The 26701-nt window shown below is 71.5% G+C and carries 28 protein-coding genes; 14 read left to right on the top strand and 14 right to left on the bottom strand.

The features are described from left to right. Positions 1 to 459 carry an Lrp/AsnC family transcriptional regulator gene (locus BOQ63_RS26130; RefSeq protein WP_030055719.1) on the bottom strand — a complete coding sequence of 153 codons (459 nt, stop codon included), beginning with the start codon at positions 457 to 459 and terminating at the stop codon, positions 1 to 3. Between the two features lie 119 nt (positions 460 to 578). Then, complete coding sequence (locus BOQ63_RS26125; protein WP_030284222.1) at positions 579 to 1253, bottom strand: UbiX family flavin prenyltransferase; 675 nt, start codon at positions 1251 to 1253, stop codon at positions 579 to 581. A 90-nt stretch (positions 1254 to 1343) separates the two neighbouring features. Between BOQ63_RS26125 and BOQ63_RS26120 the strand changes: the two genes are divergently transcribed. The 3 genes from BOQ63_RS26120 (at position 1344) to BOQ63_RS26110 (ending at position 5204) form a co-directional block, all read left to right on the top strand. After that, positions 1344 to 2093, top strand: a complete 750-nt coding sequence (locus tag BOQ63_RS26120) for a cyclase family protein (protein WP_030284224.1) — start codon at positions 1344 to 1346, stop codon at positions 2091 to 2093. A gap of 86 nt (positions 2094 to 2179) precedes the next feature. Beyond that, positions 2180 to 2896: an MOSC domain-containing protein gene (locus BOQ63_RS26115; protein ID WP_030551581.1), complete on the top strand. Its 717-nt coding sequence runs from the start codon at positions 2180 to 2182 to the stop codon at positions 2894 to 2896. Positions 2897 to 3149: 253 nt separating this feature from the next. After that, complete coding sequence (locus BOQ63_RS26110; RefSeq protein WP_143174778.1) at positions 3150 to 5204, top strand: LPXTG cell wall anchor domain-containing protein; 2055 nt, start codon at positions 3150 to 3152, stop codon at positions 5202 to 5204. A gap of 67 nt (positions 5205 to 5271) precedes the next feature. Here BOQ63_RS26110 and BOQ63_RS26105 read toward each other — a convergent pair whose 3' ends face one another. Both BOQ63_RS26105 and BOQ63_RS26100 read right to left on the bottom strand, forming a co-directional pair. Continuing rightward, entirely contained in the window at positions 5272 to 5640 is a 369-nt protein-coding gene (locus tag BOQ63_RS26105) for a VOC family protein (RefSeq protein ID WP_030284229.1), read from the bottom strand. Further along, complete coding sequence (locus BOQ63_RS26100; RefSeq protein ID WP_072656360.1) at positions 5637 to 6443, bottom strand: TetR/AcrR family transcriptional regulator; 807 nt, start codon at positions 6441 to 6443, stop codon at positions 5637 to 5639. Before BOQ63_RS26100 ends, BOQ63_RS26105 begins: the two co-directional genes overlap by 4 nt. Positions 6444 to 6539: 96 nt before the next feature. Here BOQ63_RS26100 and BOQ63_RS26095 point away from each other — a divergent pair, with 96 nt between their 5' ends. The 3 genes from BOQ63_RS26095 to gcvH all read left to right on the top strand — a co-directional run bounded on the left by BOQ63_RS26095 (position 6540) and on the right by gcvH (position 9081). Continuing rightward, positions 6540 to 7766, top strand: coding sequence for an FAD-dependent oxidoreductase (locus tag BOQ63_RS26095; protein WP_030284234.1), 1227 nt, complete (start codon positions 6540 to 6542; stop codon positions 7764 to 7766). 67 nt (positions 7767 to 7833) lie between these two features. After that, positions 7834 to 8589, top strand: coding sequence for an alpha/beta fold hydrolase (locus tag BOQ63_RS26090; protein ID WP_030284237.1), 756 nt, complete (start codon positions 7834 to 7836; stop codon positions 8587 to 8589). Between the two features lie 102 nt (positions 8590 to 8691). After that, on the top strand, positions 8692 to 9081 hold the full coding sequence (gcvH, locus tag BOQ63_RS26085; protein WP_030551587.1) for a glycine cleavage system protein GcvH: 390 nt from the start codon (positions 8692 to 8694) through the stop codon (positions 9079 to 9081). A 56-nt stretch (positions 9082 to 9137) separates the two neighbouring features. Here the strand turns inward: gcvH and mqnP are convergent, their stop codons facing one another. Both mqnP and BOQ63_RS26075 read right to left on the bottom strand, forming a co-directional pair. After that, entirely contained in the window at positions 9138 to 10043 is a 906-nt protein-coding gene (gene mqnP, locus BOQ63_RS26080; RefSeq protein ID WP_030284244.1) for a menaquinone biosynthesis prenyltransferase MqnP, read from the bottom strand. Next, on the bottom strand, positions 10031 to 11488 hold the full coding sequence (locus BOQ63_RS26075; RefSeq protein WP_030284245.1) for a menaquinone biosynthesis decarboxylase: 1458 nt from the start codon (positions 11486 to 11488) through the stop codon (positions 10031 to 10033). Before BOQ63_RS26075 ends, mqnP begins: the two co-directional genes overlap by 13 nt. A 94-nt stretch (positions 11489 to 11582) precedes the next feature. On the opposite strand from BOQ63_RS26075, the gene BOQ63_RS26070 reads away from it, so the two are divergent. From BOQ63_RS26070 to BOQ63_RS26055, 4 genes are all read left to right on the top strand, one after another. Then, positions 11583 to 12023, top strand: a complete 441-nt coding sequence (locus BOQ63_RS26070; RefSeq protein WP_030284246.1) for a PLD nuclease N-terminal domain-containing protein — start codon at positions 11583 to 11585, stop codon at positions 12021 to 12023. A 451-nt stretch (positions 12024 to 12474) separates the two neighbouring features. Next, positions 12475 to 14076: an acyl-CoA carboxylase subunit beta gene (locus BOQ63_RS26065; RefSeq protein WP_030284248.1), complete on the top strand. Its 1602-nt coding sequence runs from the start codon at positions 12475 to 12477 to the stop codon at positions 14074 to 14076. A gap of 79 nt (positions 14077 to 14155) precedes the next feature. Next, entirely contained in the window at positions 14156 to 14365 is a 210-nt protein-coding gene (locus tag BOQ63_RS26060; protein ID WP_030284250.1) for an acyl-CoA carboxylase epsilon subunit, read from the top strand. Positions 14366 to 14595: 230 nt separating this feature from the next. Next, the gene (locus tag BOQ63_RS26055; protein WP_043388209.1) at positions 14596 to 15207 is read left to right on the top strand and encodes a ScbR family autoregulator-binding transcription factor; all 612 of its coding nucleotides are present in this window, start codon (positions 14596 to 14598) and stop codon (positions 15205 to 15207) included. Positions 15208 to 15220: 13 nt separating this feature from the next. Here BOQ63_RS26055 and BOQ63_RS26050 read toward each other — a convergent pair whose 3' ends face one another. Further along, on the bottom strand, positions 15221 to 15838 hold the full coding sequence (locus BOQ63_RS26050; protein WP_046386368.1) for a ScbR family autoregulator-binding transcription factor: 618 nt from the start codon (positions 15836 to 15838) through the stop codon (positions 15221 to 15223). A gap of 349 nt (positions 15839 to 16187) precedes the next feature. Between BOQ63_RS26050 and BOQ63_RS26045 the strand changes: the two genes are divergently transcribed. Beyond that, positions 16188 to 17252 carry a ScbA/BarX family gamma-butyrolactone biosynthesis protein gene (locus tag BOQ63_RS26045; RefSeq protein ID WP_078867320.1) on the top strand — a complete coding sequence of 355 codons (1065 nt, stop codon included), beginning with the start codon at positions 16188 to 16190 and terminating at the stop codon, positions 17250 to 17252. A gap of 24 nt (positions 17253 to 17276) precedes the next feature. On the opposite strand, the gene BOQ63_RS26040 is transcribed toward BOQ63_RS26045, so the two are convergent. The 7 genes from BOQ63_RS26040 to hemL all read right to left on the bottom strand — a co-directional run bounded on the left by BOQ63_RS26040 (position 17277) and on the right by hemL (position 24335). After that, a complete protein-coding gene (locus BOQ63_RS26040) occupies positions 17277 to 17681 on the bottom strand; it encodes a hypothetical protein (RefSeq protein ID WP_030284256.1) in 405 nt (134 codons plus the stop codon). A 122-nt stretch (positions 17682 to 17803) separates the two neighbouring features. Next, positions 17804 to 18994 carry a c-type cytochrome biogenesis protein CcsB gene (gene ccsB / locus BOQ63_RS26035; protein ID WP_030284258.1) on the bottom strand — a complete coding sequence of 397 codons (1191 nt, stop codon included), beginning with the start codon at positions 18992 to 18994 and terminating at the stop codon, positions 17804 to 17806. A 3-nt stretch (positions 18995 to 18997) separates the two neighbouring features. Further along, entirely contained in the window at positions 18998 to 20764 is a 1767-nt protein-coding gene (gene resB / locus BOQ63_RS26030) for a cytochrome c biogenesis protein ResB (RefSeq protein WP_046386369.1), read from the bottom strand. 2 nt (positions 20765 to 20766) lie between these two features. Then, entirely contained in the window at positions 20767 to 21540 is a 774-nt protein-coding gene (locus tag BOQ63_RS26025) for a cytochrome c biogenesis CcdA family protein (RefSeq protein ID WP_030284262.1), read from the bottom strand. After that, on the bottom strand, positions 21537 to 22151 hold the full coding sequence (locus BOQ63_RS26020) for a TlpA family protein disulfide reductase (protein WP_030284264.1): 615 nt from the start codon (positions 22149 to 22151) through the stop codon (positions 21537 to 21539). The genes BOQ63_RS26025 and BOQ63_RS26020 overlap by 4 nt, the downstream gene beginning before the upstream one ends. A gap of 142 nt (positions 22152 to 22293) precedes the next feature. Then, a complete protein-coding gene (locus BOQ63_RS26015; RefSeq protein WP_046386371.1) occupies positions 22294 to 22944 on the bottom strand; it encodes a histidine phosphatase family protein in 651 nt (216 codons plus the stop codon). Between the two features lie 62 nt (positions 22945 to 23006). After that, positions 23007 to 24335 carry a glutamate-1-semialdehyde 2,1-aminomutase gene (gene hemL / locus BOQ63_RS26010; RefSeq protein WP_030284268.1) on the bottom strand — a complete coding sequence of 443 codons (1329 nt, stop codon included), beginning with the start codon at positions 24333 to 24335 and terminating at the stop codon, positions 23007 to 23009. Between the two features lie 478 nt (positions 24336 to 24813). Between hemL and BOQ63_RS26005 the strand changes: the two genes are divergently transcribed. The 3 genes from BOQ63_RS26005 (at position 24814) to BOQ63_RS25995 (ending at position 26672) form a co-directional block, all read left to right on the top strand. Further along, positions 24814 to 25296 carry a hypothetical protein gene (locus BOQ63_RS26005; RefSeq protein WP_072655062.1) on the top strand — a complete coding sequence of 161 codons (483 nt, stop codon included), beginning with the start codon at positions 24814 to 24816 and terminating at the stop codon, positions 25294 to 25296. A gap of 553 nt (positions 25297 to 25849) precedes the next feature. Then, a complete protein-coding gene (locus BOQ63_RS26000) occupies positions 25850 to 26167 on the top strand; it encodes a helix-turn-helix transcriptional regulator (RefSeq protein ID WP_072655061.1) in 318 nt (105 codons plus the stop codon). Further along, on the top strand, positions 26154 to 26672 hold the full coding sequence (locus BOQ63_RS25995; RefSeq protein WP_072655060.1) for an ImmA/IrrE family metallo-endopeptidase: 519 nt from the start codon (positions 26154 to 26156) through the stop codon (positions 26670 to 26672). Before BOQ63_RS26000 ends, BOQ63_RS25995 begins: the two co-directional genes overlap by 14 nt. Positions 26673 to 26701: the final 29 nt, after the last annotated feature.

Genomic DNA, 26701 nt, shown 5'->3' with positions numbered 1-26701 from the left:
TCACTCTCCTACAGGAGGAAGCTCACTCACCCGGTTCTCCCACTTCGTGGAGAGTACGACGGTGGTGCGCGTCCTGGCCACGCCCTTCGTGCCCGAGATCCGCTTCACCACCGACTCCAGCCCGGCCACGTCGGCCACCCGGACCTTGAGCATGTAGGAGTCGTCACCCGCGATGAACCAGCAGTCCTCGACCTCGTTGAGGTCCTTCAGCCGGAACGCGACGTCCTCGTGGTCGGCCGCGTCGGTGAGCTGAAGGCCGATCAGGGCCGTGACGCCGAAGCCGAGCGAGGCCGGGTTGACCGTCGCGCGGTAACCGGTGATCACACCGGCCTGCTCCAGGCGGTTGATGCGGTCCGTGACGCTCGGGCCGGAGAGACCGACCAGCCGGCCCAGCTCGGCGTAGGACGCGCGGCCGTTCTCCCGGAGCGCCTGGATGAGCTGCCTGTCCACCGTGTCCATATACCGTCCGCGTCCTTCCGAACCTCACCAGACCCACAGATCATTATCCGGATTCAAAGGCGCTGTGCGCTGACCGTCCCGGATATCGCAGAGAAGATACTCTCCCACCCTCGCTCTCCTTACTCCCCCTCAGCCCGATCGCCGTCCCCGTCGCCCGGTTTGCGGGCGGCCGCGCCCAACTCGCCCTCCCAGCGCAGGTACAGGGAATGCGGCACGTCGACCGCGTCCAGCACCCGTCCGGCCACGAAATCCACGAGTTCGCGCACGGTGGAGCCGCCGGCGTAGAAGCCGGGCGAGGCGGGCAGCACGACCGCGCCCTGCGCGTCCAGTTCCACCAAGTGCTTCAACGTCACCCCGTTGAGTGGTGTCTCGCGCACGCACACGACCAGCGGGCGGCGCTCCTTGAGGGTGACGCTGGCGACCCGCTGCAGCAGGTCCTTGCTCAGGCCGAGCGCGATCCCGGCCACCGCGCCGGTGGTCGCGGGGACGACCAGCATGCCCTTGGCGGGGTACGAGCCGCTGGACGGTCCGGCCGCGAAGTCCCCGGCCGGCCAGTACCGGACGTCGTCCAGGCGGTCCTCCGTCCCGAGCCAGCGCGCCAGGTCGGTGCGCCAGTGGGCGTCCCGGAAGGAGATGCCGGTCTCGTCCAGGAGGGTGAGCCGGGCGGCCCGGCTGACGATCAGGTCCACCGCCTCACCGGCGGCGAGCAGCGCCCGGATCACCGAGGCCGCGTACGGCGTCCCCGACGCTCCCGAGACCCCGACCACCCACGGCTGACGCTTCGCAGTTCCCATGGGGCAATTCTGTCCCGCCCCCACCTGCGGCTTCGGCCCGGGGACGGCGGAGCGGGCCCGCGGCGGCGCGCCCCCTGGGAGGATGGGCGCATGGCAGCGACCCTCGTCGACCTCACCCATCAGGTGACCACCGCGATGCCGGTCTACCCCGGCGACCCGGCCGTCCTGCTGGAGCCCGCGCTCACCACCGCCACCGCCGGGGTGAACGTGCTGGCCCTGCACCTCGGCTCGCAGTCCGGGACGCACGTGGACGCGCCGTACCACGTGGACGTCACCTGGCCGACCCTGGACGGGCTGCCGCTGGAGCGGTTCACCGGCCCGGCCGTGGTGGCCGACCTGCGCGGGCTGGAGCCCCGTACGGCCGTCACCCCCGAACTGCTGGCGCCCGCGCTGGAGCGCTGCGGGGAGGGCTCCGTCCTGCTGCTGGCCACCGGCTGGGCCCGGCACTGGGGCACCGACGCCTACCTGGCCCACCCCAGCCTCACCCCGGCCGCCGCCGAGGCTATCGTGGCCGCCGGGGTGCGGACGGTCGGCGTGGACGCGCTGAGCGTGGACCCCACTCCCGACCCGGGGCCGGACGACCGGGCGGTGGCCGCGCTGCTCGCCGACCTCACCGACGAGCACGACGGGCCCGACCCGGCGGTGGAGGAGTCGACGCTGGCCGCCCACCGGGTGCTGCTGGGGGCGGAGGGCGGAGGGGTGATCGCCGAGAACCTGACCGACCTGCGGGCGCTGCTGGAGGCGCAGGAGGCCGGCCGGCCGGTCGAGGTCTCGCTGTTCCCGTTGCGGCTGGTGGCGGCGGACGGGGCTCCGGTGCGGGCGGTGGCGCGGCTGGGCTGAGGGGTGCCCCGACCACGCGTGGAGGCCCATCCGGCAGGGGACTTGGTCTAGACCATCCCCCGGTGGCGCCACTAGGCTGTCCGGCCATGGCTGAGATCATCGGAGTGGTCGAGCGGCTCTGGCGCTACCCCGTGAAGTCCACCGGCGGTGAGCGGCTCGGCGCCGTGGACGTGGACCTGCGCGGCCTGGCCGGCGACCGCCTCTACGCCGTCCGCGACGCCTCCGGCAGGCTCGGCTCGGGCAAGAACACCCGCCGCTTCCGCCGGATGGACGGCCTGCTCCGACTCTCCGCCCGCCTCGGCCACCGGATCGACGGCCCCGAACTGTTCGACCCGCTCGGCCGTCCGATCGACCGCCCGACCGCCTTCCTGCGCGCCTACCTCCAGCGCGCGGACGTCGAACTCGCCCGCGAGGACGCCGTCTCGCACTTCGACCGGCTGCCGGTCAGCCTGCTCACCACCGCCACCCTGGACTGGGTCCGCGAGGCCGTCCCGTTCGCCGTGGTGGACGAACGCCGCTTCCGTCCCAACATCGTGCTGCGCACCCCGCCCGGCACTCCGCCCTTCGTCGAGGACACCTGGCTCGGCCGCCGGGCCCACGGCGAGGCCCCGGACAGCGCCCGGCTCGCCTTCGTCGCCTCCAGCGAGCGCTGCGCGATGAGCGGCGCCCCGCAGCCCGGACTGCCGCACGCCCCCGAGATCCTCAAGGCGATCGCGCACGCCCACGAGGGCCGGCTCGACGCCCTCGCCGAGGTGGCCGCTCCAGGGCGGCTGCGGCTGGGCGACCGGTTGGTGCTGGACTGATCCGCCGGGCAGGCCAGGGGACGAATCCGCAGGTCAGAGGGGCTTTGAAGATTCTCCGAAAAAACTTTGAACCCACCTGCAACCCCCGTGCCTGTCGCACGTCTATGTGAGTGAGCGGCGGGGAAGCCCGCCCGAGCGACCCGCAGGCGACACCGGGGGCACCACCCCGGACCTCGGGTCCGACCATGACCGCGCTGATCGACCGGCAGAACGCTGTCGGTGCAACACCCTGGGGGGTACTCGAATGTCCGTCGTGCCTGCACGTCGTTCGCGCTCCACCGTTCTCACCGCCGCCACCCTGGGCGTCCTGCTGGCGACCGGCGCCGTCGTGGCCTCCCCGGCCGCCTACGCCGCCGACGCCCCGGCCGCCACCGCCACCGCCACCGCCACCGCCACCGCCACCGCGGAGCCGACCGCCAAGGCCACGGCCGACAAGCTGTCGCTGCAGGTCGACGCACCCGCGACGGTCGGCCGCGGCGGAGGGCCCGTCGAGTTCACCGAGACCGTCACCAACTCCGGCACCGCCGACGCCTCGTTCAAGCTGCGGGTCAAGGCCGCGACCGACGCCAGCCCCCTCGCCAACCAGGTCATCAAGGTCGAGTACCGCGACACGGACGGCGCCTGGAAGCCCGTCACCGACACGGTGCCCGGCCTGACCGTCGCCGCCGGCGCCACCAGGACCGTCCAGCTTCGCCTCACCACCGGGCTCCACTCCTACTGGACCGACCGGGTGTCCACCGTGAAGCTCAGCTCCGCCGTCCTCGACGCGACCGGCAGCACCGTCCTCGCCGAGAGCACCAAGGACGTCTCGGCCGAGTACGTGACCCTGGAGGTCGGGAACGCCCCGACCACCGCCGTCATCGGCGGCGCGCCGGTCGAGTTCGACGTCACCATCAAGAACCCCAGCGCCTCCCGCTTCACCAACGCCTCCAAGGTCCTGGAGGCCGACAAGTCCAGCACGCTCCAGATGCAGAAGGCCGACGGCAGCTGGCAGACCCTCACCGGAACCTCCCTCCCCCACGCCGGCGGAGACCTCCTCTACCAGCTCGCGGACGACCAGAACCTGGCGCCGGGCGAGACCTTCACCCGGCACCTGCGCCTCGGCTTCACCGGAGACGCCAAGATCGGCACGACGTACGTCCACCCGTGGGCGCTGCTCGACCAGGGCAGCAACTACTCGCCCGTCTCGGTCGGCCCCCAGTACATCGCGATCAACCTCACCGGCTCCGCCCTGGGCCTGTCGGTGCAGGAGCCGGCGTCGATCGGCAACGGCGGCAAGCCGGTCGAGTTCACCGAGACCGTCACCAACGCGGGCAGCTCCGACGCGCCGTTCAACCTCAAGCTCGACGCGAGCAACCCGAACGCCCGCAGCGACGGCCGCATCGCGCTGGAGTCCCTCGACGCCGACGGCAACTGGAAGCCGGTCGGGCTCACCTTCAAGCAGCAGCCCGACGGGTTCCACTTCATCGGCTCCCTCAACGACGTGACCGTCCCCGCCCACGGCGCCAAGACCGTCCAGCTCCGCCTCGCCGCCCCGCTCAACAACGACTGGGCCGGCCAGAGCGGCACCGTCAAGCTCGCCTCGGCCGTCCTCGACAGGACGGGTCAGTACGTCCTCGCCGAGAGCACCAAGGACGTCGCGCTCAAGGCCCTCGACGTGCAGACCAAGGGCGCGCCCACCACCGCGGTCCCCGGCGGCACCCCGGCCGAGTTCGACATCAGTTTCATCAACTCCAGTGCCTCGGCCTACGACAACGTGTCGCCCATCGTCCAGACCGACCGGCGCAGCACCCTCCAGGTGCAGAAGGCCGACGGCAGCTGGGAGAACGTCACCGGCGTCCCGACCAGCCAGCCGGGCGCCGACCAGGTCGTCTACCACCTCACGGCGGACAAGAACCTGCCCGCCTCGACCACCGTCACCAAGCACGTCCGCCTCGGCTTCACCGACGGCGCCCCGATCGGCCGGACCTACGTCAACACCTGGGCCGTCCTCGGCGAGAACACCGACTTCCCCGCCTCCGTCGGCCCGCAGGGCTTCCCCGTGGACGTCACCAGCACCCCGGTCAGCGGCACGGGCAAGGGCGCCGCGGGCGGTGACACCACCGCCGTCAAGGCCGGCCTCACCAGCACCTCCGGTGGCGGCTCCGACGCCACCGGCACCGACAGCACCACCGACACCCAGTCGGCGGGCGGCTCGCTCGCCCACACCGGCTCGGACGGCATGCTGGCGGCCGCGGCGGCCGCCGCCGGCCTGCTCGCCAGCGGCATCGCCGCGCTGTTCTTCGCGCGGCGCCGCCGCAGCGCCTGATCCCCCGCTCAGAAGAGCACCGAGCCCCGGCTCCCCGGCACTGTCCGGGGGCCGGGGCTCGGCGTTCTCAGCCCCTGACGAGGCAGAAGGGATGCCCGGCCGGGTCGGCGTGGACGCGCCAGCCGCCGGCGTCGTGGAGCCGTACGGCACCGAGGGCGAGTACGGCGGCTTCGGCGGTGTCGAGGTCCGCCACGTCGATGTCCAGGTGCGCCTGCTGGGGGTGCTCCCCGTCGGGCCAGCGGGGCGGGCGGTGGTCGGCGACGCCCTGGAAGCAGAACACCGTCCCGTCGTCGAGGTGGAGGGTGGACCAGCCGGCGCCGAGGGACCACCGCCGGTCCGGGCGGTCGACCTCGCCGCCGAGCACAGCCGCGTAGAACCGGGCGAGCGCCCCCGGGTCCGGGCAGTCCAGCACCAGGCACTGCAGTGTGCCGATCACGGCTCTCCTCCGGGGGTGCTCTCGTCGCGGGCGGGCAGGGCGACCGCCCGCAGGTAGGCCTCGGTGAAGAGGTCGATGGACTCGTCCAGCGAGGGCAGGCCGGCCCCGAGGGTGGTTTCGAGCACCGGGCGCATCAGGACGCGGCTGAGCAGCGGGCCCAGCAGCAGTTGCACCAGAACCGGGAGCGGCAGCGGTCGGATCCGGCCGGACTCGACGTGGGGCAACAGCAGCCGGCCGAGGCCCTCGACGATCCGCGGCATGTGGACCGTCATCATCCGGGCGGCGGGCCCGTCGGGGCGGCTGAGCAGGTCGGCGAAGACCGCCGGGACGATCCGCGGCTCGTCGGCGAGGCTAGCGAGGAAGGTGTGGTGGAGCGCCCGGACGGTGTCGTCCAGGCGCTCGGGCGGGTCGGCCGCCAGCGCCTCCAGGTTCGGCAGCGGGCCGTACTGCAGGAAGACGGCGGCGAGCAGGCCGTCCCGGCCCTCGAAGACGGCGTGCAGGCTGGGCAGCGAGCACTCGGCGCGGTCCGCGACGGCGTCCAGGGTGATCGCCCCGAGGCCGCGTTCGGCCACCAGACGGGCCGCCGCCTCGATCGCGCGCTCCCGTACCGGCGGGCGTCCGCCCGGGTCGACGCCCGTCTGCCGGACCGCCTCGTCCAGGGCGGCGCGGGAGCCGCCGAGCCGGCGCAGCAGGGTGCTGCGCGAGATCCCGGCGGCCGTCGCGATCGCCGTCAGCGGCACGTCCGCGACGTCCTGTCCGCGTTCCTTCGCCGCTGCCAGGGCGGCCTTCACCAGATCCTGCATGTGGAGCATCGTACTACTTGACACCTGAGACGGTTCCAGAGATTCTCTATATGCAAGTTCCACGAGGAGCGGCAAGGGGACCGAGGGGAGAAAGCCATGAGCGTCGTCGTCTCCGGGGGCGGACCGGCCGGAATGATGCTGGGCCTGATGCTGGCCCGGGCGGGGGTCGAGGTGACCGTGCTGGAGAAGCACGCCGACTTCCTGCGCGACTTCCGCGGCGACACCGTCCACGCCTCCACCGTGCGGCTGATGGACGAACTCGGCCTCGGCCGGAAGTTCGCCGAACTCCCGCAGAGCCGGCTCGGCAACCTGGTGCTGCCGCTGCCCGGCGTCGGCACCGTCGTGCTGAGCGCCTTCGACCGGCTGCCCGCTCCGTACAACTACATCGCGATGATGCCGCAGTGGGACCTGCTCAACTTCCTGGTCGAGGAGGCGAAGCGGGAGCCCGCCTTCACCGTGCGGATGAACACCGAGGCGACCGGGCTGCTGCGGGAGGGCGGACGGGTGGTCGGCGTGCGCTACCGCACCCGGGACGGCGAGGAGGGCGAGATCCGCGCCGACCTCACCGTCGCCGCCGACGGCCGGCACTCCACGCTGCGCCGGGAGGCCGGTCTCGCCCCCCGGGAGTACCCGGTGCCCTTCGACGTCTGGTGGTTCCGCCTCCCCCGGCACGCCCACGAGCGGACCGCCCCACCCAACCTCACCCCCGGCTTCGGGGACCGCGACATGGCGCTCAGCCTCACCCGCGACGACTTCTTCCAGATCGCGTACTTCAACTCCAAGGGCTCCGACGCCCGGCTGCGCGGCGAGGGCATCGAACGCTTCCGCGCCCGGATCGCCCGGATCATGCCGCAGTACGCCGACCGCGTCGACCAGCTGGCGAGCATGGACGACGTCCACCTGCTCGACGTCAGGCTCAACCGGCTGGACCGCTGGTACGTCGACGGACTGCTGCTGATCGGCGACGCCGCCCACGCGATGTCCCCGGCCGGCGGCGTCGGCATCAACCTCGCCGTCCAGGACGCCGTCGCCGCCGCCACCCTGCTCGCCGAACCGCTCCGGCGCGGCCGCCCGACCGTCGCCGCCCTGGCCCGGGTGCAGCGGCGCCGCTGGTGGCCCACCGTGGTCATGCAACGGCTCCAGCGGATCCTCCACGGCGTCATGTTCGCGCCGGTGCTCTCCGGCCGCCGCTCCGGGCCGCCCACCGGCTTCGCCGTGGTCTCCCGCCGGGTGCCTGCGGTCCGGCTCGCCCTCTCCCGGCTCATCGCCCTCGGTCCGCGCCCCGAACACGCCCCGGCGTTCGCCCGGCGGCCGACCGCCTGACCCGGCGGACGGCGCGTTTCACGGACCGGTCGTTCGGACGGGTGGTTTCCGGGGGAGGACCACCGGCATGACGATCCCTCACCGCGTGACCGGCACCGGCGACCACCACGTCCTCGTCCTGCACGACTGGTTCGGCACCAGCGCGGGCTGGGGCCCCTTCCTCGACTACCTCGACGGCAGGGCCTTCAGCTACGCCTTCCTCGACTACCGCGGCTACGGCGAACGCAAGGACGTCACCGGCGAGTACACCCTCGCCGAGATCGCCGCCGACGCGCTCGCCCTCGCCGACCAGCTCGGCTGGGACCGCTTCTCGCTGGTCGGCCACTCGATGGGCGGCAAGGCTGCCCAGCAGGTCCTGGCCGAGGCGCCGCTGCGGGTGCGCAAGCTGGTCGGCCTGGCGCCGGTGCCGGCCGGGGCGTACCCGCTGGACGAGGCCGGCGAGGCGCTGTTCTACGGCGCCGCCGGGGACCGGGAGAAGCGGTACGCGATCCTCGACCTGGTCACCGGTCAGCGGGCCGGCCGGGTCTGGCTGGACCGGATGGTCGACCAGTCGCTGCGGCTGTCGAACGCCGAGGCCTTCGACGGGTACGTCCGGGACTGGACGACGGCCGACCTGGAGCGCCGGATCAACGGGAACCCGGTGCCGGTCAAGGTGATCGTCGGCGAGCACGACCTCGCCCTGACCGCCGACGTCATGCGGGGCACCTGGCTGGAGCACTACCCCAACGCGGAGCTGGAGGAGCTCGGCGGCAGCGGGCACTACCCGATGTACGAGGCGCCGGTCGCCCTGGCGTCGTCGCTGGAGTCCTTCCTGCACAACTGACGCGCAGGCCTCACTCGTTCGGGTGAGTTCGCGTTCGGGAGCGGGGATGTGTAGCAGGCTCCTCCCCGTAACCGGTCAGCCGCCCGAGCGAAAGAGGAAGCCATGCCCGCCGACATCCCCGCCGACCTCAAGTACACCAGGGACCACGAGTGGGTCCTGCTGCAGGGAAAGACAGCCCGCGTGGGCATCACCAACTACGCGCAGAGGCAGCTCGGTGACATCGTCTTCGTCGAACTCCCCAAGGAGAAGGACAAGTTCGACCGCGGCCAACCGTTCGGCACGGTGGAGTCGGTCAAGTCGGTGAGCGAGCTCTACGCCCCGCTGTCCGGAACGGTCGCCGCGGTGAACCAGGACCTGAACGAGGCACCCGAGGACATCAACGGCGACCCGTACGGCGACGGCTGGATGATCGAGCTGACGCTCACCAGCGCCGACGAGCTGAAGGATCTGCTCACCGCGGCCGAGTACGAGGGCTACCTCAAGGAGGAGTGACCCGGCCCTCGGACGCGACGCGGCGCCCGCCGGAATCCCGGCGGGCGCCGCCCGGGTCAGATGCCGAGACCGCGGAGGACCAGGTCGACGAGGGCGAAGAAGAACAGCGAGATGCCGACGAAGCTGTTGGTCTGGAAGAAGGCCCGGTTGAGCCTGGACAGGTCGTTGGGGCGGACGATGGTGTGCTCGTAGACGAAGGCGCCGGCGACGACCAGCAGGCCGATCCAGAACGCCGGGCCGGCGTGGGTGAGGACCGCGAACCAGCCGAGCAGCAGGGTGGTGAGGACGTGGCAGACCCGGGCGCCCCGGATCGCGGCCGGGACGCCGAAGCGGGCCGGCGGGGAGCCGACGCCGTTCTCCCGGTCGGACTCGACGTCCTGGCAGGCGTAGATCAGGTCGAAGCCGCCGATCCAGATGCCGACGGCGACGCCCAGCACCACGGCCTCCCAGGACCAGCTGCCGGTCACCGCGAGCCAGGCGCCCACCGGGCCCATGGCCTGGGCCAGCCCCAGGATGGCCTGCGGGAAGTTGGTGAACCGCTTGCCGTACGGATAGACGACCATCGGCACCACGGCCACCGGGGCGAGCGCCAGGCAGAGCGGGTTCAGCATCGCCGCGGCGCCGAGGAACGCCACCAGGGCGACCGCCGACCCGACGTACGCCGTCCTCAACGACACCGCGCCCGTGACGAGTTCGCGCCCGGCCGTGCGCGGGTTCCGGGCGTCGAGCTCGCGGTCGATGATCCGGTTGGCGGCCATCGCGAAGGTGCGCAGGCCCACCATGCAGACGGTGACGACGAACAGCTCGCCCCAGTGCACCCGCCTGTCGGCCAGGAACATGGCGGTCAGCGCGGCGATGTAGGCGAAGGGCAGGGCGAAGACCGAGTGCTCGATCATCACCAGGCGCAGGAACGCCCTCGTGCGTCCCGGGGTTTCGACAGCGGCCGTGCTCACAGTCCGTATTCCTTCCAGCGACGCGAGACCAGTGCGGCCGTGGCCGGGTCCGAGGACACCATCTCCGGCCAGCCGCCGTCCCGGGTGTAGCCCTCCTCCGGGAGCTTGCGGGTCGCGTCGATGCCCGCCTTGCCGCCCCAGAACTGCTGGTAGGAGGCGTGGTCGAGGTGGTCGACCGGGCCCTCGACCACGGTGAGGTCCCGGCTGTAGTCGACGTTCCCGAACGCCCGCCAGGCGACTTCCTGGTAGTCGTGGACGTCGCAGTCGGAGTCCACCACGATGATCAGCTTGGTGAGCGACATCATGTGGGCGCCCCAGATCGCGTGCATCGTCTTCTGGGCGTGCTTGGGGTACTTCTTGTCGATCGAGACGATCACGCAGTTGTGGAAGCCGCCGGCCTCGGGCAGGTCGTAGTCGACGATGTCCGGGATGATGATCTTCAGCAGCGGCAGGAAGAACCGCTCGGTGAACTTGCCCAGCGGGCCGTCCTCCGTCGGCGGGCGGCCGACCACGATGGACTGCAGGATCGGACGGCGGCGCATCGTCACGCAGTCGATCGTCAGCGCCGGGAACGGCTCCTGCGGGGTGTAGAAGCCGGTGTGGTCGCCGAACGGGCCCTCGGGGAGCATCTCACCGGGCTCCAGCCAGCCCTCCAGGACGACCTCGGCGTCGGCCGGGACCTGCAGCGGCACGGTCTTGCAGTCGACCATCCGCACCCGCTCGCCCGCGATGAAGCCGGCGAACAGGTACTCGTCGATGTCGCCGGGCAGCGGCGCGGTGGCCGCGTAGGTGACGGCCGGCGGGCAGCCGAAGGCGATCGCGACCGGGAGGCGCTCGCCGCGCTTCGCCGCGACCGCGTAGTGGTTGCGACTGTCCTTGTGGATCTGCCAGTGCATCCCGATGGTGCGGCGGTCGTGCCGCTGGAGCCGGTAGAGGCCGAGGTTGCGGACGCCGGAGTCCGGGTCCTTGGTGTGGGTCAGGCCCAGGTTGAAGAAGGAGCCGCCGTCCAGCGGCCAGGTGAAGAGGGCGGGCAGCTCGTCCAGGTTGACGTCGTCGCCGGTGAGCACGACCTCCTGGACCGGGGCGTCGCCGGACTTCACCTGCCGGGGCGGGACGTGCGCCATCGAGGCGAGCTTGCCGAAGGCGTCCCGGAAGCCGGTGAAGCCCTGCGGCAGTTCCGGCTTGAGCAGGCCGGCGATCTTCTCGGAGACGTCCTCCGGGCCCTTGAGGCCGAGCGACTTGGCGAGGCGCCGTTCGGTGCCGAAGACGTTCATCGCGAGCGGCATCGACGAGCCCTTGACGTTCTCGAACAACAGCGCCGGGCCCTTGGCCTTCTGCACGCGATCGACGATCTCGCCGATCTCCAGGTGGGGGTCCACCTCCGCCTTGATGCGCTTGAGGTCGCCCTCGCGGTCGAGGGCCCGGAGAAACGAGCGGAGATCGTCGTATGCCATGCCTGTCAGTATCCGCCACCCTATAGCCTGGCTTGCGTCAAGGGCCCGGGAAGGCGCCCGCCGCTACCGCCCTCGACGGGGGGAGACCGCAGCCGTGCTGAGGATTCTTCTGACCATCGTCCTTCCGCTCGCGCTGTGGGTGTGGGCGTTCATCGACTGCCTGGTGGCCCCCGAGGACGAGGTGCGGCACCTGCCGAAGCCGATCTGGCTGATCATCGTGCTGCTCTTCCCCCCGCTCGGCCCGATCGCCTGGCTGGCGGCCGGCAAGCGGCGCGGCTTCCTGCGGTCCGGCGCGCCGGACGGGCAGCCGGGGCGGCCGGCCGACGGCGGCCCGGCGGGGTACGGCGGCGCGCGGGGCGGACGCCCGCCGGCACCGGACGACGATCCGGAGTTCCTCGCCTCCCTCGGGAACGGGTCGTTGAAGGGGAACGACAAGGACCACGAGGACATGCTCAAGCAGTGGGAGGCCGATCTGCGCCGCCGGGAGCGGGAGCTGCGCGGCGGGGACGAACCCGAGGACGGGCGAAAGAGCTGATCGGAGCGGCCCGCCCGCTCCCCCGAACAGCCCACTCGGCCGACCGCAGGTGGGCAGCGACGTTTTTGGCGCTTCCCTACGACTGTGGAGCCTCTGGCACGACTCCGTCCGTTCCCGGCGCCACAGTCGAGCGGCGCTTTAGCCGTGCTCCAGACAGCCGCCCTACAGTGTGGCGAGACAGCCCTGACCTGCGCTTTTCTTTATGCTCAGATCATCGGACCATCACCTGACCGATCACCCTCGGCATTCGAACGGACACGGGGAGCACCGCCCTCGACCCGTCCGCTTCTGTGAAGGCCTGACAGCTAAACGAACTCGACCTTGTACGGAATCGACGCCGAAACCAGCACACGCCCCCTCGTACAGTCATAAGTGAAGAAGTTGATTCGCAGCTGGGGGCACAGCAGACATTGGCTGTCGGACAGTTCCCTCACCCTTGGAGTGGTTCGAGATGACGGTTGTGCATGAGGCGCCGGTCGGCGGCGAGGTCCCCGAGGTCCCGGTCGACGCCAAGGGGCGGGTCGCCGAGCTCCACGAGCTCCGCGAGAAGGTGCGTCGCGGCCCCAGCGAGAAGGCCACCGAGGCCCAGCACGCGAAGGGCAAGCTGACCGCCCGCGAGCGCATCGAGCTGCTGCTGGACGAGGGCTCCTTCCGCGAGGTCGAGCCGCTGCGCCGGCACCGCGCCCAGGGCTTCGGCCTGGAGGCCAAGAAGCCGCACACCGACGGCGTGATCGTCGGCTGGGGCACCGTGCACGGACGCACCGTGTTCACCTACGCGCACGACTTCCGGATCTTCGGCGGCGCCCTGGGCGAGGCCCACGCGCAGAAGATCCACAAGATCATGGACATGGCCATCGCGGCCGGCGCCCCGCTGGTCTCGCTGAACGACGGGGCCGGCGCCCGCATCCAGGAGGGCGTCACCGCCCTGGCCGGTTACGGCGGCATCTTCCAGCGCAACACCAAGGCCTCCGGGGTCATCCCGCAGATCTCGGTGATGCTCGGCCCGTGCGCCGGCGGCGCCGCGTACTCCCCCGCGCTGACCGACTTCGTCTTCATGGTCCGCGAGACCTCGCAGATGTTCATCACCGGCCCGGACGTGGTCCAGGCGGTGACCGGCGAGAAGATCAGCCAGAACGGCCTCGGCGGCGCCGACGTGCACGCCGGCGTCTCGGGCGTCTCGCACTTCGTCTACGACGACGAGCAGTCCTGCATCGAGGAGGTCCGCTACCTCCTGTCGCTGCTGCCGCAGAACAACCGCGAGATGCCGCCGTCCGTGGTCAGCGAGGACCCGGTCGAGCGCCGCAACGACAGCCTGCTCGACCTGGTGCCCGCCGACGGCAACCGCCCGTACGACATGCGCAAGGTGATCGAGGAGATCGTCGACCACGGCGAGTACCTGGAGGTCCACGAGCGCTGGGCGACCAACGTGCTGTGCGTGCTGGCCCGGGTCGACGGCCACGTCACCGGCATCATCGCCAACCAGCCGCAGTCGCTGGCCGGCGTGCTGGACATCAACGCCAGCGAGAAGGCCGCGCGCTTCGTCCAGATGTGCGACGCCTTCAACATCCCGCTGGTCACCCTGCTGGACGTCCCCGGCTTCCTGCCCGGCGTCGACCAGGAGCACGGCGGCATCATCCGCCACGGCGCCAAGCTGCTGTACGCGTACTGCAACGCCACCGTGCCGCGCATCTCGCTGATCCTGCGCAAGGCCTACGGCGGCGCCTACATCGTGATGGACTCCCGCTCCATCGGCGCGGACCTGTCCTACGCCTGGCCGACCAACGAGATCGCGGTGATGGGTGCCGAGGGCGCCGCCAACGTCATCTTCCGCCGCGAGATCAACGCCGCCGAGGACCCGGACGCCATGCGCGCCCAGAAGATCAAGGAATACAAGAACGAGCTGATGCACCCGTACTACGCGGCCGAGCGCGGCCTCGTGGACGACGTCATCGACCCGGCCGAGACGCGCCAGGTGATCGCCTCCGCCCTGGCCATGCTCCGCACCAAGCACGCCGACCTGCCCAGCCGCAAGCACGGCAACCCGCCGATGTAGCGGCGCGGTCCGCCGCAGCGGGCCCGTACCGAACGCCACCACACACCGGAGCAACAGCAACCGGGGGAGAAACCAGGACATGACCGCTTCCGCCGAACCCCTCGTCCGCATCGTCCGCGGCAGCCTCTCCGACGAGGAACTCGCCGCCCTCACCGCCGTTCTGGCCGCCCGCGCGGCCGTCGCCCAGCAGGCCGCGGCCACCGCGCAGGTCGAGCCGATCGCCAACTGGCAGCGGCTGGAGCGGCGCCCGGCGTACTACTCGCCGGTCAGCTGGCAGCAGGCCGCCTGACGGTTCCGGGCTTCCCCCGACGGCCGGTCACCCCATCCGGGTGACCGGCCGTCGGGCCGTTCCGGCCCGGCCCCCGGACCGGGCCGGGGCGTGCGCGCACCGTTCGTGCCCGTCCGATCGGGCACGGAGGGGCTCGGTAGGATACCTACCGGACGGTTCGAGTCCGCCGACCCGTCGGCCCCCTTAGGATCGGCCGCTGCCGAGGTACAGAACTTTCCAGGGAGGCTGCGATGGCCAGGCAGGCCCGCGCGCTGGCGACCCGCCAGGCGGTGCTCCTCGCGGCCGCCGAGGTATTCGACGAGCGGGGCTACGCCGCCGCCACGATGTCCGAGATCCTGGACCGGGCCGGCGTCACCAAGGGCGCGCTGTACTTCCACTTCCACTCCAAGGAGGAACTGGCGCTCGCCGTGATCGAGGGCCAGGGCGCCTGGATCGCCTCCTGGGTGCCGTCCTCGGACAGCCCGGTGCAGACCCTGATCGACCTCGGGTACGCGTTCGCCCGCGCGCTCCAGGAGGACCCGCTGGTGCGCGGCAGTATCCGGCTGACGATCGAGCACGGCAGCTTCACCCAGCCGCAGATCGCCGCCTACCAGGGCTGGATGGACCTGGTCCGCGAGCTGCTGGAGCGCGCCCGGCAGGCCGGGGACCTCCACCCCGGGGTCGACCTGGTCGCGGCCTCCGGGGTGATCACCGGCGCGGTGACGGGGATCCAGCTGAGCTCCCAGGTGCTGGCCGACCGGCAGGACCTCATCCAGCGGATGGCCGACATGTGGACGCTGCTGCTGCCGGGGCTGGTCCAGCCGCACGCGCTCGCCCGGCTGAGCGTCGCCGAGCGCCGCTGACCGCGGTACCGACTCAGACCCGGTAGCCCGCGCAGCCCTCCGGCCCCACCAGGGCCGGCAGCGCGGCCGCCCAGAGCCGCCGGACGGCCTCCGGTGCCGGGCGCCCGGCCTGGTCGGCGGCCAGCAGCACCTGGCCCGCTACCACCGCGGTGAGCAGTTCCGCGCAGGCGTGCCGGTCCGCCCCCGGGCGCAGCTCGCCGGCCCGGTCGGCGCGGTCCAGCAGGCGGTGGACCACCGCGGTGAGGCTGCGCCAGGCGGTGTCCGGTCCGCACGTTCCGCCGCCCGGTCGCGGCCCCTGGCGGCCGAGCCGGACGCCGGCCCGCACCACCACGTCCTCGCGCAGCAGCCGGGCCAGCTCGTGCGAGAAGTCGATCAGCCCCTGGACGGCCTGCCCCTCGGCGCGCAGGGCGTGCAGCGCGGCCGAGCCGATCTCCCGCCCGGCCGCGGCCCGCACGCCGTCGGCCAGGGCCTGCTTGGAGACGAAGTGGAAGTAGAGGGCGCCCTTGCTCACCCCGGCCCGGCGACTGATGTCGACCAGGCTGGCGGCCTCGAACCCGACCTGCGCGAAGGCGTCCGCAGCCGCGAGCAGCACGGCCTGCCTGGTCCGCCCCGCGCGTTCCTGCTTGACCACTGACCCCTCCGGACTCCGCCGGTCGCGCTCCCCGCCCCACCCGGCTGCTGTCGGCGCTCCCTCGGTCGGTGGCGGCGCCTCGCATGCGGACGACACCCGCCGAAACCGCATGGTTGGTATCTAATCTAGCGCGTGTGTCGACCCCGCCGTCCAGCGGGGACCACCCCCGTCCAAGGTCTGCCCTCCCCGTTTCGGGCATTGCCGCAGACCAGGGGCCGGGTAGCGTGGTCGGTCCGGGCGGTGCGGCCGGGCCACCCCCGGTCGCCGAACACAAACCGGGTGGTATGTATGTTTTGCTGTGGGCGTCCGTAGCGGCCGCTCGACCGAGACCCTGGAGCTGGGGCCAGTCATGCCATTGATCGTAGAGCCGGGCACTCACGGCCCGTACGCCCACCCCGGCTCCGGCGTACACCCGGGCACGGGCCCGGGCACCGGCTACGACTTCCACGACCGGACCGTCTCCCGGCACCTGGTGCACCGCGCCTCGGTCTCCGAGGTCTTCCTCACCGGCTGGCAGGCCACCGGCCCGTACGACTTCCTGCTCGGCGCCCAGTGGCCCCGGCTGCACGGCTTCTACCGGCTGCCCGGGGACCGCTACCACGACCCGGTGCTGGTGGCCGAGACCGTCCGGCAGGCCGGGCTGCTGGTCGGCCACGCGGGCTTCGGCGTGCCGCGCGACCACCACTTCGTCATGGAGGACCTCGGCTACGCGCTCGGCGACGCGGGCCTGCGGGGCCTCGCCGTCACCACCGGACCGGCCTCGCTGATGCTCACCGTCGGCTGCCAGGACGTCCGGATGCGGCACGGCCGGCTCGCCTCGCTGCGCGTGCACGCCGAGATCACCCGGGACGGCCTGCGGATCGGCCACGGCTCCGGCCAGCTGCGGGTGGTCACCCCCGCCTCGTACGAGCGGCTGCGCGGCCCCGGCCGGGGCGTCGTCACCCCGCCGCTGCCGCCGGAGCCCGCCGCGCCCGAACTCGTCGGCCGGGCGCAGGCCGCGGACGTGGTGCTCAGCCCGACCCTGCGGCCGGACACCTGGCTGCTGCGCGCCGACGCCGGACACCCGGTGCTGTTCGACCACGAGCTGGACCACGTGCCCGGAATGCTGGTGCTGGAGGCCGCCCGGCAGGCCGCCCAGCGGCTGCACCACCCCGAGCCGGTCGTGCCGGTCGAGCTGGTGACCTCCTTCGAGCGCTACATCGAGCTGGACCGGCCCTGCTTCGTGCGGGCCGTCCGCGAGTGCTCGGCGGACGGCCGCCGCACCCCCGTCCAGGTGCGGTTGCTCCAGGACGGGCGGACGGCGGCCGAGTGCCGGCTGTTCACCGAGCCGGTCGACGGTCCGCGGGTGCCGGTCCGGCGGGACGCCTTCGACGGCCGCCCCGCCGTTCCCGGCCTGCTGCCGCTGGCCAGCTGAGCCCGCCGGGCGGGCCGGACCCCGTCAGGCGGCCACCAGGGTGGCCGGCCGCCCGGCGTGCATCACGCTGAGGTTGGCCGCCAGCCGGACCGGGTCCTGGGCCAGCCAGAGCCGCAGCGCCGCGCCCAGGGCGGCACTGGCCGACTCGATCCGGACGTCGGTGATCTGGGCGATCCGGGCCGCGCCGGGGACCAGCAGGTCGGCCAGCGCGGTCGGCAGCCAGACCGTCAACGCGCACGGCGCCGGCGTCGCGAGGGCGCTCAGCAGCCGGTAGGCGTCCCCCGGTGCGCTGAGCGTGGGGATGATGTCCAGCAGAGCGTCGGCCACCACTTCGGACACGTCGCTCCGGTGTCCCTGGGCGAGCCGTCGGAGCAGCAGTTGCTCGGCGGCGGTGATTCGGACGGTCAGCATGACCTCGTCGCACTCCATTGCGCGATTTCCTCCTCGTTCCTCCCCGTACCGGCACGGACGGCCGGCACGAACTACCCCTGTTGCACCTCGGCCCGGCCACTTTCCTGCGGAAGGCCGGGCCGGTGGGTGCGCCGCCCCGGTCAGATCCCCGCGTACGAGTGCTTGCCGGTGACGAAGATGTTCACGCCGTAGTAGTTGAAGAGCCAGCAGGCGAAGGCCGCCAGCGCCAGGTACGCGGCCTTGCGACCCTTCCAGCCGGCCGTCGCACGGGCGTGCAGGTAGCAGGCGTAGGCGACCCAGGTGATGAACGACCAGGTCTCCTTCGGGTCCCACTCCCAGTACTTGCCCCAGGCGGCCTCGGCCCAGATCGCGCCCGCGATGATGGTGAACGTCCACAGCGGGAAGACCAGGGCGTTGATCCGGTAGGACAGCTTGTCGAAGGTGGACGCGGCGGGCAGCCGGTTGCAGACCGAGACGCGGATGCGGGCCAACGCGATCCTGGTCTGGGAGTACTTCTGCCCGTCGTGCGAGCGCAGCGCCCCGGGCCGGAGGAACTCGTACTTGCCCTCGTCGGCCCGCTGCCGGTACGAGTCCTGGACCAGGTACAGCAGGGTCGAGATGAACGCCGCGTAGAAGGCGCCGCCGCAGAAGATCGCGGTGGAAACGTGGATCGCCAGCCAGTACGAGTGCAGCGCCGGGACCAGCTGCTCGGAGTCGGTGTACAGCACCTGGGTCGCGATGCCGAGCGTCAGCAGCACCGCGACGGTGACCGGCAGGCCGAGCCAGCGGACGTTCTTGCGCGCGGCCAGCAGGACCACGTACGCGGCCGTCATCGCGAAGGCGAAGGCGCAGGAGAACTCGTACATGTTGCCCCACGGCCAGCGGGACACCGAGAGCCCGCGGGCGACGATGCCGCCGCCGTGCAGCAGCAGCGCCAGGACGGTGAGCGAGATCGCGATGCGGCCGGCCAGGTCGGCCTTCTCGCTGGTGCCGGCCGCACCCGGGCCGTCCACGTCCTCGTCGGTGCGACCGCCGGTGACCACCGTCGCGCCCTCGCCCGCCAGCACGGTGCGGGTGAGCGTGGTGGTGCCGCCCTTCGCCCCGGCCACGGTGACGGTGACCTTCTTCGCGGCCTTGGTCTCCGCGGCGGCGACGGTCTCGGCGAGGTTGCCGGACTGCTCCTTGGAGCGGACGGCGACCGCGCCCTTGCTGCCGAACGTCCACTCGAACATGTGGGCGAACATGGCGATCGTGTAGACCGCCATCGCCGAATAGATCAGCTTGTTTGAGAGGTCGGCCAGCTGTGGGTCGACTCCCGAGGCGAGATGCACCGTCTACTCCTTGGAGTTCTGGTCGGCGGGGACTGCGGGGTCCGAGGCCGCGGCCTCGGGGGCGTCGGGTACTGCTTCCTCGGCCGGGGCCTCGACGTCGGCCTGCGCGGTTCCGTCGCCGTCCTCCTCCGACGCCGGGGCGTCGTCCTGGAGGTCCACCGCGAGTTCGGCCAGCTCCTCGGCGATCTTCGCCGACTCGCTGCGGGCCAGGCCGGCCAGCTCCACCTGGGTGCCGCCGCCCGGCAGGGCCACCGCCCGCACCCAGATCCGGCGGCGCTGGATGAACAGCGAGCCGATCAGGCCGAGGATCGCCAGGACGGCCCCGGTCAGCGCGATCGCGTTGCCCGGGCGGTGCGAGACGTTGAAGCTCGCCCACTGCTTGTAGCCCTCGAAGGTGATGCTGCCGTAGCCGTTCGGCAGGTCCCAGGCCTGGCCGGGCTTGAGCAGGGCCTTGGCCGGCTGGCCGTCCTGCTGCATCTGGGTGAGCTTGGAGGTGTTCAGCTGGTAGATGTTCTGCGGCAGGCCGGAGTCGGTGCCGAGGTCGCCGGAGAAGGCGTTCAGCACCAGCTCGGGGGCTGCGTCGCCGGGGAACAGCGAGATCGGGCCGGTGCCGGCGAAGCTCAGCGGGGCGGTCGGCAGGAAGAAGCCGGAGAAGCCCAGCTGGGTCCTGTTGCCGTCCGGGCCGACGCCGTAGTCGGAGACCTTCACCACGCCGGTCGAGGTCAGGTTGGCGTCCTGCGGCAGGAACGGCACGACGTCGTGGTAGACCACGTCGCCCTTGCCGTTCTTCACGGTGATCACCGGGGCGTAGCCGTGGCCGATCAGGTAGACCTTGCTGCCGCCGATCTCCAGCGGGTGGTTGACCTCGATCGTGCCCTTCTTCAGCTTCGACTCGTCGCTGCCCCCGTAGTACTCGACGTTCGCGGTGAACTGCCGGGCGGCACCCATCTGGTCACCGGTGTTCTGGAACTTCGAGGTGAAGTCGTCGAGCTTCAGGTAGAACGGGTCGAGGTCCTGGTTCCCGTAGAACCGGGTGCCGGTGAAGTCGTCGAGCTGGGTGATGGTGTTGGAGTAGCCCTGGCCCTCGACCATCAGCTTCCCGCCGGTGCCGGAGGCCAGGCTGGCCCAGGCGAAACCGCCGAGCAGCGCGAACAGCGACAGGTGGAACAGCAGGTTGCCGACCTCGCGCAGGTAGCCCTTCTCCGCGGCCACCGAGCCGCCGGAGAGGTCGGCCCGGAAGCCGCGCTTGCGCAGCAGCCGGTGGGCGGCGGCGTTCACCTGCTCCGGGTCCGCCCCGGTGCGCCAGGCCGCGTACACCGGCATCCGGGTCAGGTTGCGCGGTGCGGCCGGCGGCTGGGAGCGCAGCACGCCGACGAACTGCCAGGTGCGCGGGACAATGCAGCCCGCCAGCGAGACGAACAGCAGGATGTAGATCGCGGAGAACCAGACCGAGCTGTAGACGTCGAACAGCTGGAGCTTCTCGTAGATCGGCGCGACCGCGGTGTGCTGCGCCTTCCAGGTCTGCACCTTGAACTGGTTCTGGCCGTTCTGCGGGATCAGCGAGCCCGGGATGGCGGCCAGCGACAGCAGGAACAGCAGGATCAGGGCGACCCGCATCGAGGTCAGCTGGCGCCACATCCAGCGCGCCCAGCCGAGCACCCCTATGCCGGTCGGCCCCTCGGACTCGACCGGCGCGGTGCTGAGCCGCTCCGCGGCGGTGTCGTCGTCCGGTGCCGGGGGCAGCTCGGTATCGGTCGTGGTCTTGCTCACGGTCAGATTCCGATCTGGGAGTCGGCGGTCCAGGACTGCAGTTCGCTCATCCAGGAATCCCAGATCCCGGTGACGAGCAGCAGACCGACCGCGACGAGCATGCCGCCACCGATCCGCATGACGAGCGGGTAGTGCCGCTTGACCCACCCGAAGGCCCCCAGCGCCCGGCGGAACGCCAGCGCGGCCACGATGAACGGTACGCCGAGGCCGAGGCAGTAGAAGGTCATCAGCAGGGCGCCGCGCTGGGCGTCGGCCTGGTTGAGCGCCAGGTTCGAAACGGTTGCCAGGGTCGGACCCATGCACGGCGTCCAGCCGACCCCGAAGACCACGCCGAGCAGCGGCGCGCCGAGCAGGCCTATCACCGGACGGCGGTGGGTGCGCACCTCGCGCATGCTCAGCCCGGGCACCAGGCCCATGAAGGCCAGTCCCATGACGATCGTCACCGCGCCGAGCACCGTCGAGATGACCCGCTGGTGCTCCTTGAGCGTGCCGCCGAACTGACCGAACAGCGCCCCGCTGGAGACGAAGACCGCGGTGAAGCCGAGGATGAACAGTACGGCCCCGAGCAGCATCCGCCCCCGCCGGGCCCCGCGCGCGTCGGCGAGGTCAGCGGCGGAGAAGCCCGTGACGTAGGAGAGGTAGCCGGGGACGAGCGGCAGCACGCAGGGCGAGAAGAACGAGACCAGGCCCGCCGCCACCGCGATCGGGGCGGCCACCAGCAGCGCCCCGCTCTGCAGGGTCGCGGTGTTGTCGGCGAGCTGGAGTGGCGCACTCACTGCTGCTGCTCCGCGACCACCGGCTGGACGATCGACTCCAGCGCCTCCTGGGTCGTCCCGCCGACGGCGCGGGCGGCCAGCTTGCCGTCGCGGTCGACGACCAGGGTGGTCGGGATGGACTGCGGGTTGAGGCTGCCCTTGGGGAACTTGAGCAGCTGGGTGCCCGCCGGGTCGAAGATGCTCGGGAAGCTGACGCCCTGCTCCTGCTCGAAGCGGACGGCGTTGGTCTTGTCGGTGTCCCGGGTGTTGATCCCCAGGAACTGGACGCCCTTGTCCTTGTACTCGTCCGCGACGGCCTGGAGGTTCTTCGCCTCGGCCCGGCACGGACCGCACCAGGAGCCCCACACGTTCAGCACCACGACCTTGCCGCGGTAGTCCGAGAGCTTGACCTGGTTGCCCTCCAGGGTCTCCCCGGAGACGTCCGGCGCGTCCCCGCGCTTGCCCGCGTCCGCCTTCGACAGGTTCGTCCCCTTCACGGTGACGAAGCCGACCTGGCCTTCACCGCTGCTCGACGAGCCCGAGGAGGAACAGCCGGTGAGGACGAGCGCAGCGGCGGCGACTGTGGCGGCGGCTGCGGCGACACGGGGACGGGGGCGCGTCATGGCAGACATGTGAAAAGTTTCGCATGGAGTTCCGGGCAGGTTCCGGGGGGTCCTCCCTTGCGCATCGCACCCATCCTGACCTGCGAAGACTTCGGGTCACCCGGCGCTCGCCAAGTGACCCGAAGTCATACTTACGCACCGCTTACGGGCCTCAGGCGCCGAAGCTCTTCCCCACCGGTTTGTCGCCCTTGCGGCCCTTGCCGACCAGGTGCGCGGGCAGCAGGTCGCGGGCCGGCTCCCGGTAGCCGACCGAGACGATCCGGTCGCCCTCGAAGGTGAAGCTGGTCAGCGAGGCCAGCGAGCACTGCCGGTTGCGCGGGTCGTGCCAGAGCCGGCGGCGCTCGACGAAGGAGCGGAGGATCCAGATCGGCAACTGGTGGCTGACGCAGACCGCCTCGTGTCCGCGGGCGGCGTCCCGGGCGGCGCCGAGCGCGCCCATCATCCGCACCGCCTGGTCGAGGTACGGCTCGCCCCAGGAGGGCTTGAACGGGTTGGTGAGGTACTTCCAGTAGCCCGGGTTGCGCAGGGAGCCGTCGCCGACCCCGAAGGTCTTGCCCTCGAAGACGTTCTCCGCCTCGATCAGCCGCTCGTCCACCGCGAGGTCCAGGCCGTGCGCCTTGGCGATCGGCGCGGCGGTCTCCTGGGCCCGCTCCAGCGGGGAGGCCACCACGTGGGTGATGTCCCGGTCGGCCAGGTCCTCGGCGACCCGGTCGGCCATCTGCCGGCCCAGCTCGGACAGGTGGTAGTCCGGCAGCCGCCCGTACAGGACGCCCTCTGGGTTGTGCACCTCACCGTGACGCATCACGTGGACGACGGTGATCTCTTTGGCGCTCACTTCTCAACTACTCCTGGGGTCGGGTCCGACTAGACCGTGGCGGCGGCAGCGGCGCGCGCGGCGGCCGGCAGGGCGGCGGCGATCCGCTCGATCGCCCGCTCGTCGTGGCTCGCCGAGACGAACCAGGACTCGAAGGCGGACGGCGGCAGGTAGACGCCCTCGGCCAGCATGGCGTGGAAGAAGGCGGTGAAACGGTACGCCTCCTGGGTCCTGGCCTCTTCGTAGTTGGTGACCGCGGCCTCGGTGAAGAACACCGAGAACATGTTCCCGGCGGTCTGCAGCCGGTGCGCCACGCCCTCCTTGGTGAGCGCCTCGGAGACCAGGCCGGAGATCTCGGCGGAGACCCGGTCCACCGTGGCGTACACCTCGTCGGTGCAGCCGCGCAGCTGGGCCAGGCCTGCCGCGGTGGCGACCGGGTTCCCGGACAGGGTGCCCGCCTGGTAGACCGGGCCGGCCGGGGCCAGGTGGGCCATCACGTCGGCGCGGCCGCCGAAGGCCGCGGCCGGGAAGCCGCCGCCCATGACCTTGCCGAAGGTCAGCAGGTCCGGCGCCCAGCCCTCGTTCGCCGCCTCCAGGCCGTACCAGCCGGCCTTGGAGACGCGGAAGCCGGTCATCACCTCGTCGGAGACGAACAGCGCGCCGTTGTCCCGGCAGAGCCGGGCCAGGCCCGCGTTGAAGCCGGGCAGCGGCGGGACGACGCCCATGTTGCCGGGCGAGGCCTCGGTGATGACGCAGGCGATCTCGCCCGGGTGGGCGGCGAAGGCCTGCTCGACCGCGGCCAGGTCGTTGTACGGCAGCACGATGGTGTCGCCGGCCTGGGCGCCGGTGACGCCCGGGGTGTCCGGCAGGCCGAAGGTGGCCACGCCGGAACCGGCGGCGGCCAGCAGCGCGTCCACGTGACCGTGGTAGCAGCCGGCGAACTTGACCACCTTCGCGCGGCCGGTGAAGCCGCGGGCGAGGCGGATCGCGGACATGGTGGCCTCGGTGCCGGAGGAGACCAGGCGGACCTGCTCGACCGGGGCGACCCGGGCGACGATCTCCTCGGCGAGCTCGACCTCGCCCTGGCCGGGCGTGCCGAAGGAGGTGCCGAGGGCGACGGCCCGCTGGACGGCGTCGATCACGGCGGGGTTCGAGTGGCCGAGGATCATCGGACCCCACGAGCACACCAGGTCGACGTACTCACGGCCGTCGGCGTCGGTGAGGTAGGGGCCGGTGCCGGACACCATGAAGCGCGGCGTACCGCCGACCGCGCGGAAGGCGCGCACCGGGGAGTTGACACCGCCGGGCGTGACCACGGAGGCGCGATCGAACAGCGACTGGGACTGGGGGGCTTCGTAGGGGTAGCTCACGTGAGACATGGTCTCAAATCGTGTCCTTGAGCTCTGCATGTCCGGCCCGATCATCTGGAACGATGATCCGGGCACCGTTGTCTGTACGGTTGTCCGTGACGGTTGTCCGTGGCGGTCGTGCACGGGCGGGGCCGCTGGCTGTTCCGGAGCACGGACCAGTCAGACTGTGTGCACAGAGTGCGCGAGCGCTCCGGTTGTGTACAGGGGTGTGGAGAGGACTGCTGTGTGCCGCGAGTGGGTACGGCCCGCGAGTAGGCACGGCGGCGCATGACGGGTAGGAGCACGTCCGGTGGGCGCCGGGCGTGCGGGGGTCTGTCGATTCCGGCGAATTCCGGTGAGGATGGTCCGAGTGTCCGAGGCGCAGGACGGCTTCGACGAGGCGGCGGGGGGCTCCCGCAGGCCCGCCGAAACCGCACGCGGGGGTACGGGAGCGGGTACGGGTCGTGGTCGTCGCGGCGGCGAGAGGCGGGGTGAGGGACGCGTGGGGGTGACCTACAAGTACTTCGGCGCACCGGACCGCGCGACCGCCGCAAGAGTCCCCACCGCCCTCGGTCCGGGGGGGCTCGGCCTCGACGCCGGCGAACTCGGCGCGCTGGGGCGACTCGGCGACCTGATGGAGACCAGCGGTTCCCCCACCGGCCACCTCTCCACCAAGATCAAACCGGAGACCATGAGCGCCATGGTCCTCACCGGCATCCAGGGCGTCCCGCTGCACCAGGTGCCGCCGCTGGAGCTCGTCGTGCTGCACCCGGACTACGCCGTCGTCCAACTCCCCCACAACGTGGTCGAACCGCTCCGCAAGGCGGACGAGACGGAACTCGGCGCCGCCGCCTTCATCTGGTCCACCGTCCCCGACCGCCGCGGTCCGCGCGACGCCTTCGTGATCTACACGATGCTGCACGAATGGCAGGACTTCGCGAACCGGCTGCACGAGGCCGGGCACCAGCTGTACTGCCTGGTCTGGCCCTGACCTGCGATAGCTCCCCTTTCTGAGCTTCTTCTCGAGGCCGCCCCGAGGACAATCGGAAGGGGGGCCTGCAGACCATCGGGGCACATCCAGGGCACACCGCTCTGGAAGTGCCCCACCGGCAGCACCGCCTGCGCCGGATACCCGTCGATGCCCGGCGACTGCGTGCGCCTGTCCCCCCTTCGTGACCCATGGCTCGGCAACTCAGCGGTTGATCATCAGCACCCCTCAGTGGCACAGATTCTGACCCGCCGCCATCTGGCACCCGCCGCCCCCGAGATCCCCGACGAAGTCAAGATCGGGCCGACGCCTTCACCGCATCGGGCAGAGGACTGGCCATGGGCGCACTCAGGGCCGTAGCGGAGGTACCGACCCCGGCGATCGCGATGCCATGCGCAATCTCATCAGCAGGCAGGTCCTCGGTTACTACGCCACTTCACTGTGGATTCTGCCGGATTCATTCAGGTTTGCCCGGTTGAGTCTGGTGGGGTGGCGCCTGGCCTGGGCAGCGGTGGGGAAGTAGGTTGTCAGGCAAGCTGGCGGCGTTGGGGGCTTTATGAAGGAGCGGGAGTTCAATGAAGCGGTGGCCCGGCGAATCCGTCAGGCGAGAGCGCGCGCTGGGGTGACGCAGGAGTACGTGGGCAGGCGTGTGGGGCTGTCGCGAGGCTCGATCACGAACATCGAGTCCGGCACCCAAGCGCCGCCGCTGTATCGACTGGCCTTGATCGCATCGGCTTTGAACGTGCAGCTGGCGGATCTGTTTCCACCGCTGCAGCCCGATGAGGCGTCCGGCCTGCGGGCCCGCCATGCGGCCGGCGTCGCTGCCGTATGGGCTGAGGCGGCAAAGCTGAAGGACGGCCATGGCGAAGGCTGACCTCGCGGCGCGCGCGCTTCTTCAGGAATTCCAGCTCCACGCCCCTCCGGTCGATCCTGTCGCGCTGGCCAAGCTCCTAGGAGTCCTAGTGGTGCCGCAGCAACTGGACGACGACGTCTCGGGCATGCTCCTGCGCAAGGACGGCAGCTGCGTCATCGGCGTCAACCGGTCCCACACCGCCGAGCGGCGTCGATTCACAGTGGCGCACGAACTCGGGCACCTCCGGCTGCATGAAGGGCGTCCGCTGATCCTGGACACGGACACACGGGTGAACTACCGCAATACGGTGTCGAGCATGGCCACGGACCGCGAGGAGATCGACGCAAACCGGTTCGCCGCAGCGCTACTCGCCCCCGAGGCCATGGTCCGGCAAGCGGTTCGATCTGTGGGCTTCCGTACTACAGAAGAGCTGGTGCGGGTCCTGTCCGGACAGTTCCAGATGAGCGAGATCGCCATGACCTATCGCCTGATGAACCTAGGGATCGTGTCCGGACCGGCGCGGTAGCAGGCACTCGCAGCCGACTTCCTCCTCCG

It is taken from the genome of Streptomyces viridifaciens, from assembly GCF_001888885.2.
GTDB lineage: Bacteria > Actinomycetota > Actinomycetes > Streptomycetales > Streptomycetaceae > Kitasatospora > Kitasatospora aureofaciens.
Note: the sequence above shows the minus strand (reverse complement) of the source record. Positions and strands in the feature narration are given on the sequence as shown.